The organism is Phenylobacterium sp. (genome assembly GCF_020253645.1).
GTDB lineage: Bacteria > Pseudomonadota > Alphaproteobacteria > Caulobacterales > Caulobacteraceae > Phenylobacterium.
The window spans coordinates 1-14349 of record NZ_JADCBG010000119.1 but is presented as its reverse complement, the minus strand read 5'-3'; the positions used below and the strand labels follow the sequence as shown (position 1 = coordinate 14349).

The window sequence follows — 14349 nt, the reverse complement described above, 5'->3', positions numbered from 1 at the left end:
TCATGGCGCTGAAGGTGCGCGGAGACCGGCTGCGCTATGACACAGGCGTCCAGACCCAGCACATCACCCGGGCCAGCCGCTATGTCTCGGCCATCACCGGCTTTCCGGTGCAGTACAACAAGGCCATCGTCGGCAAGAACGCCTTCGCCCACGAGAGCGGCATCCACCAGGACGGCATGCTCAAGAACGCCGAGACCTACGAGATCATGCGTCCCGAGGACGTGGGGCAGGGCGGCACCAACCTGGTCATGGGCAAGCACTCCGGCCGCCACGCCTTCCGCGAGAAGCTGAAGGGCCTGGGCTATGAGCTGGGCCAGAACGCCCTGAACGAGGCCTTCCAGCGCTTCAAGGACCTGGCCGACAAGAAGAAGGACGTCTACGACGACGACATCGTCGCCCTGGTGGACGACGCCCTCGCCTCCGGCGCCGACCGCATCCAGGTGAAGTCCCTGCGCGTCGTCGCCGGCACCGAGGGGCCCCAGACCGCCGACCTGGTCCTGACCGTCGATGGCGAGGAGCGGGTTTCCGCGGCCACGGGCGATGGTCCGGTGGACGCGGTCTTCCACGCCATCCGGCAGGCCGTGCCGCACGAGAGCGACCTGCGCCTCTTCCAGGTGCACGCCGTCACCGAGGGCACGGACGCCCAGGCCCAGGTCTCGGTCCGGCTCGAAGAGGACGGGCGGATCGCCACTGGCCAGGCCGCCGATACCGACACCCTGACCGCCTCGGCCAAGGCCTATGTCAACGCGTTGAACAACCTCATCGCCCGGCGGGAGAAGACCGCCCCGGCCACGCGCATCGCCAGCGGGTTCTGAGCCGTGCTCTGGGCCGTGCTCGCCGCGGCCGCCGCCCCGCTCCAGGTCGCCCGCAACGCCTTCCAGCGCGGGATGATCGACGACGCCGGTCCCTGGGGGGCGACCCTGGTGCGGTTCCTGTTCGGCCTGCCCTTTTCCCTGCTCCTCCTGGGGATCATCGTCGCGCTGACCCCTGAGGCCCGACCGGACCCCGACCTGCGATTCTTCGTGACCGTCGGGATGGGCGGCCTCGCGCAGATCGCCGCCACGGCCTGCCTGCTGGTGGCGATGGAGAAGGCGGGCTTTGCAGTCGCCACCTTCCTGCAGCAGGCGGCCCTGCCCCTCGGGGCGCTGGCCGGCTGGATCGTCTTCGGGGATTCCATGCGCCCGCTGCAGTGGCTGGGGATCGGGGTCACCTGCGCCGGGCTCTTCGTCCTCTCCTGGCCGCGGGAGGGCATCCGGACAATGGATGCCGGGGCCCTGCTGGGCCTTGCCGCAGCGGCCTTCTTTGCGGTGTCGATGAACGGCTACCGGCAGGCGGGCCTGGCTCTGGAGCCCCGGCATCCCATCTACGCCGGCATCGGCGCGGTCGTGGCGGCGCAGACGATCCAGTCCGTCGTGCTGGGCGGCGTCCTCGCCATCGCCAGACCCGCCGCACTGAGGGCGGTCTTCACCTCCTGGCGATCGTCCCTCGGCGCCGGCGCCTGCGGGACCGGGGCCTCGGCCCTCTGGTTCTCGGCCCTCGCCATGTCGCCGCCGGGGCCGGTGCGGGCGATCGGGGTGATCGAGGCGCCCATCGCCGCCCTGGCCGGCCGGACCCTGTTCAAGGAGAAGCTGACGCCCCTGCAGATCGCCGCCGGGGCGACGACCGCGCTCGGCGTGGTGGTGACGGCGCTGGCCTGAACGGGCAGGATGCGCCGACGGGCCGGGGAGGGCGCGGATGACAGGATACGCCGGATTTGACGTCGAGGCGCACGCCGGGCGCCTGGCCCGGGACGGGTTCACCCTCATCGAGGACTTCCTCTCGCCCGGCGACATTGCGGAGGCCCGGGCCCGGATCGAGGCCCTGTCTGGCGTCCACCGGGGCCGCAACGCCTTCGAGGGCTTTGCGACGGAGCGCATCTACACCCTTGTGGCGCGGGGCGCGGTCTTCGAGCGGATGACCGAGGACGCCCGCATCCTGGCCCTCCTCGACCGGTTCCTGCTGCCCGGCTACCTGCTGACCGCAAGCCAGTCGATCCGGATTGATCCGGGCGAGGCGGCCCAGGCCCTGCACATCGACGACGCCTTCTACCGGCTTCCCAGGCCGCGGCCGGCGGTGAGCCTGACCCTGATCGCGGCCATCGACGCCTTCACCGACGAGAACGGGGCCACCGACATCCTGCCGGGGTCGCACCTCTGGGACGAGGCCCGGGCGGCGCAGGCCCTGGCGGCGGGCGGCGGCCCGGACCTGGTCCCCGCCGTCATGCCGGCGGGCGCCGCGATCGTCCTGCAGGGTCACCTGATCCACCGGGGCGGCGCAAACCGAAGCCAGGCTCCGAGGCTGGCCGTGACGAACCAGTACTGCCAGCCCTGGGCCCGGACCCAGGAGAACTTCTTCCTGGGTGTTCCCCGGGAGAGGGCCGCGGCCCTGTCACCGCGCCTGCAGGCCCTTCTGGGGTATGAGATCTGGTCGCCCTTCATGGGTCACGTCACCGGGTCGCATCCGGCGAAGGCCCTCATTCCGGGCTGGTCAGCCCCGGTCGCCTGCGACCTCTCGCCGGATACGGGTTGAATCCGCGGGGCGGAGGCCCTCGAGGCGACGGATTCGCCTTGAATTCGCCCCGGTGGCAGGGCAGAGGACGATCTGATCCGTCCGGCCAGGGAAGGGTCCGACGGCGCGCGCCCCCGATGGCGACGAAGCCCGCGGCTCCCATCCCCCGCCGGGCCCCCTCCGCAGCCCCCCTCCGCCCCCGGGAACCTCAATGTTTTCGTCCCTTTTCGGCTCTGTCACCAAGGACATCGCCATCGACCTCGGCACCGCCAACACCCTCATCTACATGAAGGGTCGCGGGATCGTCCTGAACGAGCCCTCGGTGGTGGCCCTGCGCAATGTGGGCGGCCGGAAGGAGACCTACGCGGTCGGCCTTGAGGCCAAGCAGATGCTGGGCCGCACCCCCGGCCACATGGAGGCCATCCGCCCGCTCCGGGACGGCGTCATCGCCGATTTCGAGGTGGCGGAGGAGATGATCAAGTACTTCATCCGCAAGGTCCACAACCACAAGGGCTTCGTGAACCCCAAGGTCATCGTCTGCGTGCCGTCGGGCGCGACGGCGGTCGAGCGGCGGGCGATCAAGGACAGCTGCCTGAACGCCGGCGCCCGCCGGGTGGCCCTGATGGACGAGCCCATGGCGGCGGCGATCGGGGCGGGCCTGCCGATCCACGAGGCCACCGGCTCGATGGTGGTGGACATCGGCGGCGGGACCACCGAGGTCGCCGTCCTGTCCCTCTCCGGGGTCGTCTATTCCCGCTCGGTCCGGGTCGGCGGCGACACCATGGACGAGGCGATCATTTCCTACATGCGCCGGACCTTCAACCTGCTGATCGGCGAGACGACGGCCGAGCGGATCAAGAAGGAAATCGGCACTGCCCGCGCCCCCGAGGTGGGCGACGGACTGGCCATTGACGTCAAGGGCCGGGACCTGATGCAGGGAGTCCCGCGCGAGGTCCGCGTGGCCGAGAGGCAGGCCGCCGAGGCGCTGAGCGAGCCGGTCTCCCAGATCGTCGAAGCGGTGAAGATGGCCCTGGAGTCCACCCCGCCTGAACTGGCCTCCGATATCGCCGACAAGGGCATCATGCTCACCGGGGGCGGAGCCCTGCTGCGGGGTCTGGACGCGGAGATCCGCGACCATACGGGGCTTCCCGTGACCGTCGCGGATGATCCCCTGTCCTGCGTCGCCCTGGGCTGCGGCAAGGTGCTGGAGCACCCGGCCTGGATGAAGAGCGTGATGGACGCTGCGGCCGCCTGAGGCGGCTCTGGCGGGAATCACAGGACTGGGAACACTAGGCGGGGCTGATCGGCAGCGCGAATGAGGGGCTCTTCTCCGCTCGAGGGCCCGGGAGATCGTCGGGTCCGTGTCATTCAGGGATAATCCCTTCGGAGAGATCCGGCTGCCCCTGGCGCTGGGGGCGGCGGCCGCCGCCGTGGTGGCGCTCGTGGTCGCCTTCGCCTTGCTCATGATCGACCGCCGCCAGACCTACCAGACCGAGGTCTACAACGCGCTGCGCAAGGCGTCCGACGGGGTGGTCGCTCCGGTGACGGGCGCGGTGGCGACTCCGGTCCGCTGGGCGGGCGACGCCTTGCAGCATGTCGGAGGCTATTTCTTCGCCGCTTCGGAGAACCGGCGCCTGAAGGCGGAGCTGGCGGCCGCCGAGGCCTGGCGGGAAAGGGCCGTGGCCCTGGCCGACGAGAACGCCCGGTACCGGGCCCTCCTGGGGCTGGCCGTTGATCCCCCCGTGCCCATGGTGACGGGCCGGACCGTGACCGAGAGCCGGGGGCCTTTCGCCAATACCCGCCTGATCAATGTTGGGTCGGAGCGCGGAGTGAAGGTGGGGCATCCGGTCCTCAGCGAGAACGGCCTCGTGGGCCGGGTGATCGGGGTTGCGCCCCGGGTCAGCCGGGTCCTGCTCCTGACCGACGCCGCCTCCCGCACCCCGGTCATGATCCAGCGGACCCGGGCCAGGGCGATCCTGACCGGCGACGGGGGCTGGGCCCCGGAGCTGGCCTTTCTGCGCGGCCGCGACGCCGCCAGGCCGGGCGACCTGGTCCTGACCTCCGGAGACGGCGGGGTGCTGCCAAGAGGGATTACGGTGGGTCGGGTGGACCGCGGAGCCGATGGCGTCCTGAGGGTTCGCCTGGCCTCGGACGCCGCCCCCGTCGACTTCGTGCGCGTGCTGCTGTTCGAGGACTTCGTGCGTCTTGAGGACCTTCGCGCCCTGAACCGCCCCGCCGAACCGCCGCCGCCGACGGCGATGCCCCGGGCCCCGGAGCCGCCGCCTGCGACACCGCCGTCCAGGGAGCCCGCGCGATGAGCGCCGTCGCCCGTCCGCTTCGCGTTGCCCGCTGGGTGGGAGCCCCCCTTGCGGTCGCGCTCCTCGCCAGCCTGCTTCTTGCCGCGCCGATCCGGCTGGCGGGTCTTCCCCTGCCGGAGCCGGTGACCCTGATGGTCCCCGCCTTCGCCTGGGCGCTGATCCGCCCGGCCCTGTCGCCGGCCGCCGCCCTGCTGGTCGGCGGGCTGGCTCTGGAGGTTCTCTGGGGCGCTCCGACCGGGCTTTGGTCTCTGTCCCTGCTGGCGGCCTATCTGCCGGTCCTGGCCTTCCGGAACGTCCTGGCCGGACAGTCCCAGGTCGTGCTTTGGGTCTGGTTCGGGCTGGCCTGCCTGCTGGCCCAGGCCACGGGCTGGTTGGCGACCTTCTGGCTCACCGGGGCGGCTCCCTCCCTGGCCGCATCCGGCCTGCAATGGCTTGCGACCGTGGTGCTCTTCCCGCTAGCTTCCTTCCTTGTCGAACATTTCCGTGACGCCGACGTCCGGTTCCGCTGACCGCCGTGACCCAACCCTCGATCATCCTCTCCGACGTCAACGCCCGGCAGAGCATCTTCCACCGCCGCGCCTTCCTGCTCGGCGCGGGCGTCAGCGTGGGCATCGCCACCCTGGCGGGACGGCTGGCCTACCTGCAGCTCGCCGAGAATGCGCGCTACGCCAAGCTGTCGACATCCAACCAGTTCAACTTCCGGCTGGTGCCGCCGCCACGGGGCCTGATCACGGACCGGAACGGGGCGATCCTGGCCACCAACCGGCCCAACTTCAGGCTCCTGTTCGCCCGCCAGAAGGACCAGGACCCCGAGGCCATGATCTCGACCCTGGCCGCCTATGTCCCGATGGACGCGCCGCGTCGCCAGCGCATCCTCCGCGACCTCGGCAACGCCCCCCGCAACACGCCGGTGGCGATCATGGAGGACGTCACCTGGGAGCAGTTCTCGGCCGTGAACATCCGCGCCACCGAGCTTCCCGGGGTGACGGCCGACATGGGCGAGGTGCGGGTCTATCCCCACGGCGGCGCCTTCGCCCACGTCATCGGCTATGTGGCCAAGGTGAACCGGGAGGACATCACCGAGACCGGTCCCAACGCCGAACCCATCATGCTGCATCCCGGCTTCAGGATCGGCCGCCAGGGACTGGAAAAGGCCCTCGACCTGGAGCTCAGGGGGCGCCCCGGCGCCCAGAAGGTCGAGGTCGACGCCCGTGGCCGGCAGGTGCGGCTGGCGCCCGGGGGCGACATCCCCCCCATGCCTGGCAAGGAAGTCCAGCTTTGCCTGGACATGGACCTCCAGGTGCGAGGCCTGGAGCTGTTCGGCGAGGAGAGCGGGGCGGCGGTGCTGATGGACTGTCGCTCCGGCGACATCCTGGCCATGGTGTCCGCTCCCAGCTTTGACGCCAACCGGTTCGTCCGGGGGCTGAGCGCCGCCGAGTACAGGGCTCTCGCCGATTACGACCACAAGCCGCTGTTCAACAAGGCGTTGACCGCCACCTATCCGCCGGGATCGACCTTCAAGACCCTGGTCGCCGTCGCCGCCCTGGAGGCGGGGTTCAGCGCCGACATGACGATCTACTGCCCGGGCCACTGGAACTTTGGCGGAAGGCGCTGGCGCTGCGACGGCGTGCATGGCGCGACGAACATGCATGACGCCATCGCCACCTCCTGCGACACCTATTTCTACACCATCTCGCTCAAGCTGGGTCCCGACCGGATCGCCAATACCGCACGGCGTTTCGGGCTGGGACAGGCCTTCGACATCGGGATTCCCGGGCAGAAGAAGGGGTTGATCCCCGATACGGCCTACAAGCGCCGCACCTTTCCCCGGGACCCGGTCTGGCATCCCGGAGAGACGCCGAGCTTCGGCATCGGGCAGGGCTACACCCTCGTCACGGCCCTGCAGCAGTGCGTGGCGGCGGCGCGCATGGCGAATGGCCGCAAGGCGCTGGTTCCGCGACTGATCCGCTCGGTAGGCGGCGTCCCGCGACCAGAGGGGTCCGATGTTCCGGACCTCGACTTCGATCCGGCGCATCTGGCCCTCGTCCGCGAGGCCATGGGATCGGTGACCACCCGGGGCACCGCGGCGCGGACAGGACAGATCGGCCTGGGCGATATCCGCATGTCGGGCAAGACCGGGACGGCCCAGGGCTACAACTACAACGGCGGACGCGGCGTCCACGGGACAGCCGGGCCCTGGCACCTGCGCGACCACGCCTGGTTCGCCGGGTTTGCGCCGCACGATACGCCGCGATACGCCATTGCGGTTCTGGTGGAGCACGGGGGCTTTGGCGCCCAGGCCGCGGCGCCCAGGGCCCGCGACCTGATGCGTCTGGCCCTCCTGAAGGACGCCGACCTGCGTCCCCGGATCGAGCGACCGCCGCCCCCGCCCGTGACCGTGGCCGAGGTTGAAACCGGCGGCCCGGAAGGTCCGGCGTGACCTTTCCCGGCCTGTCCTCCCGCGCTGAACGCGGCCTCCTGTTCGACAAGCTGTCCCGGGTCGACGGCGTCTTCTGCCTGGCCCTCTGCCTGATCGCCAGCGCGGGGGCCCTGATGATGTTCTCCATCGCCGGGTCAAGCTGGGAGCCCTGGGCCGCCAACCACATCACCCGGTTCGGCGTAGCCTTCCTCCTGATGCTGGCCCTGGCGGTGATCGACCTGCGGGTCTGGGCGCTGATCGCCTATCCCCTCTACGCCCTGAGCCTGATCCTGCTGATCGCCGTCGAACTGATCGGCGATGTCCGCCTAGGCGCCCAGCGCTGGCTGGATCTCGGCCCCCTGGGGAGCTTCCAGCCCTCCGAGATCATGAAACTGGGGCTGGTCCTCGCCCTGGGCCGCTACTATCACGGCCTGTCCGCGGAACAGGCGCGGATGTCCTGGCACCTCCTCGTCCCGGCGCTGATGATCGGGGCGCCCACCCTGCTGGTCGCCCACCAGCCGGACCTCGGCACCGCTGTCCTTCTGGCCCTGACCGGCCTGTCGGTGGTGGTCCTCGCCGGACTGTCCTGGAAGATCATCCTGGCGGGAATGGCCTTCGTGGCGGCGGCGATCCCGCCGTCCTACATGTTCGTCCTGCACGAGTACCAGAGACAGAGGGTCCTTACCTTCCTCGACCCCGAGACCGACCCCTCCGGCAGCGGCTATCATATCCTGCAGTCCAAGATCGCCCTGGGCTCCGGCGGTCTTCTCGGCAAGGGCTACGGCCTGGGTTCCCAGAGCCAGCTGAATTTCCTGCCCGAGAAGCAGACGGACTTCATTTTCGCCACCCTGGCCGAGGAGTTTGGCTTCGTCGGCTGTGCGGCCCTGCTCCTGCTCTATGTGGCGGTGATCTTCATGTCCCTGCGCACGGCCTCGCTGGCCCACTCTCACTTCGGCCGGCTGACCGCCGCAGGGGTCACGTCGACCTTTGCCCTCTATGTTCTGATCAACGGCGCCATGGTGATGGGCATGGCTCCGGTTGTGGGCGTTCCCATGCCGCTTCTGTCCTATGGCGGGTCGGTCATGCTGACCGTCATGATCGGCTTCGGCCTCGTCCAGTCGGTGCGGGTGCACCGTTACTCCGAGGTCACCGCCTCGAAGAGCTCGCTGATCTAGGATCCCGGCGCGGTGGCGGGCAGAGCCTCGTCCAGGCGCCAGAGCTGGGAGCGGAGCGCCACAGCCGCCACGATCACCAGCATGCCCAGGCCCGGGAACAGGATGGCCGCCCGAGGGCCGATGGCGTGGGCCAGCACGCCGTAGAGCACCGCTCCGGCGGGGGCCGCGCCCATATTGCCCAGGGTGAAGATGGAGAGGATCCGCGCCAGCTTGTCCGGGGGCGAATACTTCTGCACCAGCCCGCGGCCCAGGGTCATGGCCACCCCGCCGCCCAGGCCCCAGACGAGGTTCAGGCCGCACAGGAGCCAGAACGGCATGGGCAGGCTGCAGAGGATGAGGACGCACGCCCCGGAGAAGAGAGCGGCCAGATAGACCCGCCCCTTGCGCTGGAGATCCCCGAAGCGGATCAGTACGGTCGTCGAGAGGATCGACCCGATCCAGAAGGTGATGCTGAAGACGCCCAGGGCGGTGGCGATCTTCGCCTGCGCCGACCCCGCCAGATCGCGCGGGAAATAGCTTTCGACGATCAGGGGCAGCAGGACGGAGAAGGCGCCCATGAAGCAGATCCCCATGCCCACCGCACAGAGGATCACCGGGGCGATGACCGGCGAGGCGGCCGCGGCGCGGAAGCCCACGCTGATCTCACTGAAGATGAAGCCCAGGGCGCCGCCTTCCCGGGTCCGGGGGGGTCCTGCCGGGCGCGGCCGGATCTTCAGGGCCGCGCCAGCCGCCAGGGTCATCATGGCGGCCTGACCGAAGAGGAGGGTGGTCAGACCGACGACGGGGGCGGCCGCCGCAGCCGCCATGCCGGCGATCTGCCCGCCGAACTGGGCCAGGGTGGCCATGCCCACGGCCTGCTGGACCCCGCCCGGCGCCACGCGGCTGAGGAGGGCGTCCCGGGCCGGCGTCACGAAGGCGCCGATGGTCCCGATCCCGAGGGCGTAGAGGATGACGGTCGCATAGGTCAGCCGCCCCCCAGCCACGAAGGCGCCGAGGGCGAGGAAGCTGAGGGCGCACAGGCCGCAGCCGATGAGCACGACCCGGAGCGTGTCGACGCGGTCCGCGAAGTAGCCGCCCAGCAGGATCAACAGGACGGTCGGCAGCTGCATGGACATCTGCGCCAGGCCGAAGCGGATCTCGTTCTCCTGCAGGACCACCCGGACCAGGTAGGGGAAAAGGACCATCTGCACGCCGAAGGCGAGGAACCAGGCGCCCTGGGTGACGAGGTAGCTGGGAAAGCCGGTCTGCGCCTCGGGTCCGGACGGCTCCGCGCCCGGTCCTGTCGCTGGGTTGGCGGACATGGGAACGGGATCCTCGGGGCGCGTGCAGGGCTCACCGGGAGTGACGAGCCTGTCGCCCTGATCCTAAGCGACCCAGCCGGGGACGCCAGCCCGGAATCCGTCAGGCCGCGGGGCTTGCCTTGCGGCGGGCGGAAGGGTCTCTTGGGCGTTCCCATGGAGGACCCGATGACCGAATTCACGACGATCGACGCCGGCGAGGTGAAGCTTCGCGCGGTGGTGCAGGGCCAGGGACCCCTGGTCATCATGGTCCATGGCTTTCCGGAGAGCTGGTACTCCTGGCGCCACCAGATCGGCCCGGTGGCCGAGGCCGGCTTCACCGCCTGCGCCATCGACGTGCGCGGCTACGGCGGCTCGGACAAGCCGCATCCCGTGGCCGACTACGCCATGCCGCACATGGTCAGCGACCTGGTCGGCGTGGCCGACGCCCTGTCGCCGGGCAAGCCGGCCATCCTGCTCGGCCATGACTGGGGCGCGCCCATTGTCTGGAACTCGGCCCTGTCGCGCCCTGACCGCTTCTCGGCCGTCGGCGCCCTCTCCGTGCCCTGGACCGGGGTGGGGCAGAGGTCGTTCTCGGACGTCTTCAACGAGGTCTTCACGGCCCGGAACAAGTTCTTCTACCAGGCCTATTTCCAGAAGGAGGGCGTGGCCGAGGCGGAAGCGGAGGCCAATGTCCGCGACTTCCTGCGCAAGTTCTACTACGCCATCTCGGGCGATGCGCCGGACGGGACCTGGCCGAATAACAAGACCGCCGACGCCACGCTTCTGGAAGGCCTGGTCGACCCCGATCCCTTCCCCGCCTGGATGAGCCCGGAAGACCTCGACTACTACACCGCCGAGTTCCAGGCCTCGGGCCTGCGCGGGCCGATCAACCGCTACCGCAACCATGACCGGGACTTCGCCTGGCAGCAGGCTTTCAAGGACCGGAAGATCGAGCAGCCCGCCTTCTTCATGGCCGGCAACCGGGACCTGGCCTTCAACATGCTGGGGCGGAGCGACCCGATCGAGCTGATGCGGGCCCAGGTGCCCAACCTGCAGGTGGCCGAGGTGCTGGACGGCTGCGGGCACTGGACCCAGCAGGAGCGCCCCGCCGAGGTCAACGCCCGGCTCATCCCCTGGCTGAAGTCGCTCTGAGCCTCAGAGCCTGAGGGCCGCCTCCGAGGCCCGGACCAGGGCGTCGATGATGCCGGGCTCGGTGGAGGCGTGTCCGGCGTCCCAGACGATCTCGAACTTCGCCTTCGGCCAGGCCGTCTTCAGGGCCCAGGCGGTCTCCATGGGCGTGACCACATCGTAGCGGCCCTGGACGATCCAGCCGGGGATGTCCGCCAGGACGTGGGCGTTCTTCAGGATCCAGCCGTCCTCGGGGAAGAAGCCCCGGTTGACGAAGTAGTGGCACTCGATCCGGGCGAAGGCGATGGCGAAGTCCACCTCGCCGAACTTGGCTGGCCGGCCTTCGGGGCCACGGATGGAGATGGTATCCCCCTCCCATTGGCTCCAGGCGGTGGCGGCGGCGGCCTTGGCGGCCTCGTCGCTTCCGGTCAGCCGGCGGTGGTAGGCGTGCAGGAGGTCGCCCCGCTCTTCCGGTGGGATGGGCGCCAGGTAGCGTTCCCAGGCGTCCGGGAAGAGGGCCGAGGCGCCATCCTGGTAGAACCAGCGCACCTCGCGTTCGGTCAGGGTGAAGATGCCCCGCAGGACCAGGGCCTCGACCCGCTCGGGATGGGTGATGGCGTAGGCGAGGGCCAGGGTCGAGCCCCAGGAGCCGCCGAACACCGTCCACTTCTCGATTCCCAGGCGGGTGCGCAGGCGCTCCATGTCCTCGATCAGCCGCCAGGTGGTGTTCTCCTCCAGGCTGGCGTTGGGGGTGGACAGGCCGCAGCCGCGCTGGTCGAACAGCACCATCCGCCAGCGGTCGGGGTCAAAGAACCGCCGCATGGTGGGATTGATCGCCCCCCCCGGCCCGCCGTGCAGGATGACGCAGGGCCGCCCGTCCCGCCGCCCGCATTCCTCGAAGTAGATCTCGTGGACGCCCTCGGTGGCCATCCGCCCGCGGGCGAAGGGCTCGACCTCGCGGAACAGGCCCCGGCGGCCGGCGGAGGCGGAAAAGGCGGGGGACCAGGGATCGCTGCTCATGGCCTCCTCCTAGCCTGCAGGCGGTCCAGCCGGAACCCCCTCACCCCGCTTCGCGGGGAGCTCCCCCGCAGGGGAGCAATTGGCTCTGTCATTCCTCCCCCTTCTCTAGGGGGAAGTGGCCCGCGCAGCGGGACGGAGGGGGTTTTCTGAAAGGCCGCAGCGCCCCCTCAGTCGGCTTCGCCGACAGCTCCCCCTGGGAGGGGGAGCAATTTAGATACTGCAATTCCTCCCCCTCCTGAGGGGGAGGGGGTCAGCTGAGCGGCCGCCAATCCCTCACCCCCCGAACTTCCTTCCCATCCAGTCGAGGATGAAGCGGTTCACCTCTTCGGGCTTTTCCTGCTGGGTCCAGTGGCCGGAGCCCATCACCAGGGCCTTTTCCAGGTCGGCGATGCGGGTCTCCATGCCGTCGGCCATGGAGGGCGGGAGGACGGCGTCCTTCTCGGCGCAGATCATCAGGCAGGGGACGTGGTCGATGCGCTGGGGCAGGTGGGCGGAGCGCTCCCAGTTGCGGGTGAAGTTGCGGTACCAGTTGATTCCGCCGGTGAAGCCGGTGGCCGAGAAGGTCTCGACGAAGGCGGCCAGTTCGTCCGCGGTCAACAGCTGGTTGGCGATGTCCGACTTGTCCCACTCGGCCAGCAGGTCGCGGAAGGCGAAGGTGGAGGTGGTGGCGGGGCCGGCCTCCTTGTCGATGCTCAGGCCGCCGCTGGGCGGGGCCGGCATGTCCTCGGGCGGCCTGCGCATGAAGAAGCGCATGGTCTTGTCGACGTCCTTGCCCAGGGCGGCGTCGGCCTCGCCGGGCTTCTGGAACCAGACGATGTACATGTCCTCGCCGAAAGCGAAGCGCATGGAGGCGATGGGGTCGTAGTCGCCGCGCGGCAGGAAGGGGGTGTTAAGGCCGATCACCCCGGCAACCCGGTCGGGATGCATCAGGGCCATCTGCCACACCACGAAGCCGCCCCAGTCATGGCCGCAGAACACCGCCTTCTCGATCCCGAGATGGTCCAGGAGGCCCACCAGGTCGGCGGCCAGGTGCTCCATGTCATAGTCCTCGACCTTGTCCGGCCGGGAGGTCAGGCCATAGCCGCGCTGGTCCGGGGCGATGGCCCACTGGCCCGCCGCCTCGCAGGCCCTCAGCTGATGACGCCAGGAGAAGGCCAGCTCGGGGAAGCCGTGGCAGAAGACGATGGGCGTCCCCTTCCCGCGGGCGACCTCGTAATAGGCCATGTCGATCCCGTTGACCTGGGCCTTGGCGACGGGGGGCATCTGGCGGGCGAGTGCGGACATCCGGGGCTCCTGAAAAACTTCCCCTATCTTGGCCAGACCGGGCGGGGGTATGGCAAGGGCGGAAGGCGGGGGGGGAGGGCGGAGTGACGGGCGCAACGGGGGGGGGTGCAGGACGATCCTCCGGGACCGGCTGGGGGCTGGTGGTCCTGCTGGGCGCCCTCACGGCCTTCGCCCCCATGGCCATCGACATGTACCTGCCCAGCCTGCCGGCCATAGGCGCGGACCTGGGGGTGGATGCGGCCTCGACACAGATCACGGTCTCGGCCTTCCTGGCCGGCATGGCCATCGGCCAGTTCCTTTATGGTCCGGCTTCCGACAGGCTGGGACGCAAGGGGCCGATCCTGGCCGGCGCCGCCCTCTTCGTCGTCGCCTCCTGCGCCTGCGCCATGGCCCCCTCGGCGGAGTTCCTGATCGCCGCCCGGTTCGTCCAGGCCCTGGGCGGCTGCGCCGGCGGGGTGGTGGCCCGGGCGGTGGTGCGCGATCGCTTCGACCATACCGAGACGGCGCGGATGCTCTCCCTGCTGACCCTTGTGATAGGGCTGGCCCCCATCCTCGCCCCGCTTCTGGGCGGTGTCCTGCTGCAGGTCGGCGGCTGGCGGGCCAACTTCTGGGCCCTGGCCGGATTCGGGATCGCGGTCGGCCTTGCGACCCTCCTCTTCCTGGAGGAATCCCGCTCGGAGGAGACGGCGGCGCAGGCGCGCTCCGAGTCCCCCCTGGCCGCCCTCGGCGCCCTGCTGAAGGATCCGCGCCTCATCGGCTACGCCCTGGCGGGCGGGCTGAACGGGGCCACCCTCTTCACCTGGATTTCCTCTTCGCCGGGCCTGCTGATCGGGGTCTGGGGCATACCCGCCTCGCTCTTCGGCTGGGTCTTCGGCCTGAACGCCGCCGGGGCGATCGGCGCCGGCCAGCTGAACCGCCAGCTCCTCCTGCGCTACACGCCCGAGCAGGTGCTGAAGGCCGCCAGCCTGGCGGGCGTGGCCGCCTCGGCCCTCCTGCTCCTCGCCGCCTTCACCGTCTGGGGCGGGATGTGGAGCGTCCTGCCCGTGATCTTCCTGGTCCTGTCCAGCTACGGCTTCATGGCCGGCAACACCATGGCGGGGGCGCTCAACGTCGATCCGCGCCGGGCAGGCTCCATCTCGGCCCTGATGGGGTCCGCCTCCTTCGCCGCCGGCGCCCTG

At 70.1% G+C, this 14349-nt stretch carries 13 protein-coding genes; 10 read left to right on the top strand and 3 right to left on the bottom strand.

Annotation, left to right across the window (positions count from 1 at the left end; all coding sequences use genetic code 11):
- The 8 genes from INE98_RS08600 to rodA all read left to right on the top strand — a co-directional run.
- A partial coding sequence (locus tag INE98_RS08600; RefSeq protein ID WP_293538223.1) for an alpha-isopropylmalate synthase regulatory domain-containing protein occupies positions 1-815 on the top strand: 815 nt, incomplete at its 5' end.
- A gap of 3 nt (positions 816-818) precedes the next feature.
- Positions 819-1697 carry a DMT family transporter gene (locus tag INE98_RS08595; protein ID WP_293538221.1) on the top strand — a complete coding sequence of 293 codons (879 nt, stop codon included), beginning with the start codon at positions 819-821 and terminating at the stop codon, positions 1695-1697.
- 37 nt (positions 1698-1734) lie between these two features.
- A complete protein-coding gene (locus INE98_RS08590; RefSeq protein ID WP_293538219.1) occupies positions 1735-2568 on the top strand; it encodes a phytanoyl-CoA dioxygenase family protein in 834 nt (277 codons plus the stop codon).
- 190 nt (positions 2569-2758) lie between these two features.
- Entirely contained in the window at positions 2759-3802 is a 1044-nt protein-coding gene (locus tag INE98_RS08585; RefSeq protein WP_293538217.1) for a rod shape-determining protein, read from the top strand.
- Positions 3803-3908: 106 nt separating this feature from the next.
- Positions 3909-4865 carry a rod shape-determining protein MreC gene (mreC, locus tag INE98_RS08580; protein WP_293538215.1) on the top strand — a complete coding sequence of 319 codons (957 nt, stop codon included), beginning with the start codon at positions 3909-3911 and terminating at the stop codon, positions 4863-4865.
- A complete protein-coding gene (locus INE98_RS08575) occupies positions 4862-5374 on the top strand; it encodes a hypothetical protein (RefSeq protein ID WP_293538213.1) in 513 nt (170 codons plus the stop codon). Before mreC ends, INE98_RS08575 begins: the two co-directional genes overlap by 4 nt.
- A 5-nt stretch (positions 5375-5379) precedes the next feature.
- Positions 5380-7305: a penicillin-binding protein 2 gene (gene mrdA, locus INE98_RS08570; protein ID WP_293538211.1), complete on the top strand. Its 1926-nt coding sequence runs from the start codon at positions 5380-5382 to the stop codon at positions 7303-7305.
- An 11-nt stretch (positions 7306-7316) separates the two neighbouring features.
- The gene (gene rodA, locus INE98_RS08565) at positions 7317-8459 is read left to right on the top strand and encodes a rod shape-determining protein RodA (protein ID WP_293538225.1); all 1143 of its coding nucleotides are present in this window, start codon (positions 7317-7319) and stop codon (positions 8457-8459) included.
- On the opposite strand, the gene INE98_RS08560 is transcribed toward rodA, so the two are convergent.
- Complete coding sequence (locus INE98_RS08560; protein WP_293538209.1) at positions 8456-9760, bottom strand: MFS transporter; 1305 nt, start codon at positions 9758-9760, stop codon at positions 8456-8458. The two genes, rodA and INE98_RS08560, sit on opposite strands and share 4 nt — an antisense overlap.
- Positions 9761-9925: 165 nt before the next feature.
- Between INE98_RS08560 and INE98_RS08555 the strand changes: the two genes are divergently transcribed.
- Positions 9926-10891: an alpha/beta hydrolase gene (locus INE98_RS08555; RefSeq protein ID WP_293538207.1), complete on the top strand. Its 966-nt coding sequence runs from the start codon at positions 9926-9928 to the stop codon at positions 10889-10891.
- A 3-nt stretch (positions 10892-10894) separates the two neighbouring features.
- On the opposite strand, the gene pip is transcribed toward INE98_RS08555, so the two are convergent.
- Positions 10895-11887 (bottom strand): prolyl aminopeptidase, encoded by a 993-nt coding sequence (gene pip / locus INE98_RS08550; RefSeq protein WP_293538205.1) that lies wholly within the window; start codon positions 11885-11887, stop codon positions 10895-10897.
- Positions 11888-12160: 273 nt separating this feature from the next.
- Positions 12161-13171 carry an alpha/beta hydrolase gene (locus tag INE98_RS08545; RefSeq protein WP_293538203.1) on the bottom strand — a complete coding sequence of 337 codons (1011 nt, stop codon included), beginning with the start codon at positions 13169-13171 and terminating at the stop codon, positions 12161-12163.
- An 83-nt stretch (positions 13172-13254) separates the two neighbouring features.
- Between INE98_RS08545 and INE98_RS08540 the strand changes: the two genes are divergently transcribed.
- Positions 13255-14349 (top strand): multidrug effflux MFS transporter (locus INE98_RS08540; protein ID WP_293538201.1); only part of this gene is annotated, 1095 nt, incomplete at its 3' end.

What these genes read in the sequence shown, in the direction of transcription:
- pip (WP_293538205.1), bottom strand. Translation starts at nt 11,887, where the DNA reads ATGAGCAGCGATCCCTGGTCCCCCGCCTTTTCCGCCTCCGCCGGCCGC.
- INE98_RS08555 (WP_293538207.1), top strand. Translation starts at nt 9,926, where the DNA reads ATGACCGAATTCACGACGATCGACGCCGGCGAGGTGAAGCTTCGCGCG.
- INE98_RS08590 (WP_293538219.1), top strand. Translation starts at nt 1,735, where the DNA reads ATGACAGGATACGCCGGATTTGACGTCGAGGCGCACGCCGGGCGCCTG.
- INE98_RS08545 (WP_293538203.1), bottom strand. Translation starts at nt 13,171, where the DNA reads ATGTCCGCACTCGCCCGCCAGATGCCCCCCGTCGCCAAGGCCCAGGTC.
- INE98_RS08585 (WP_293538217.1), top strand. Translation starts at nt 2,759, where the DNA reads ATGTTTTCGTCCCTTTTCGGCTCTGTCACCAAGGACATCGCCATCGAC.
- INE98_RS08560 (WP_293538209.1), bottom strand. Translation starts at nt 9,760, where the DNA reads ATGTCCGCCAACCCAGCGACAGGACCGGGCGCGGAGCCGTCCGGACCC.
- INE98_RS08575 (WP_293538213.1), top strand. Translation starts at nt 4,862, where the DNA reads ATGAGCGCCGTCGCCCGTCCGCTTCGCGTTGCCCGCTGGGTGGGAGCC.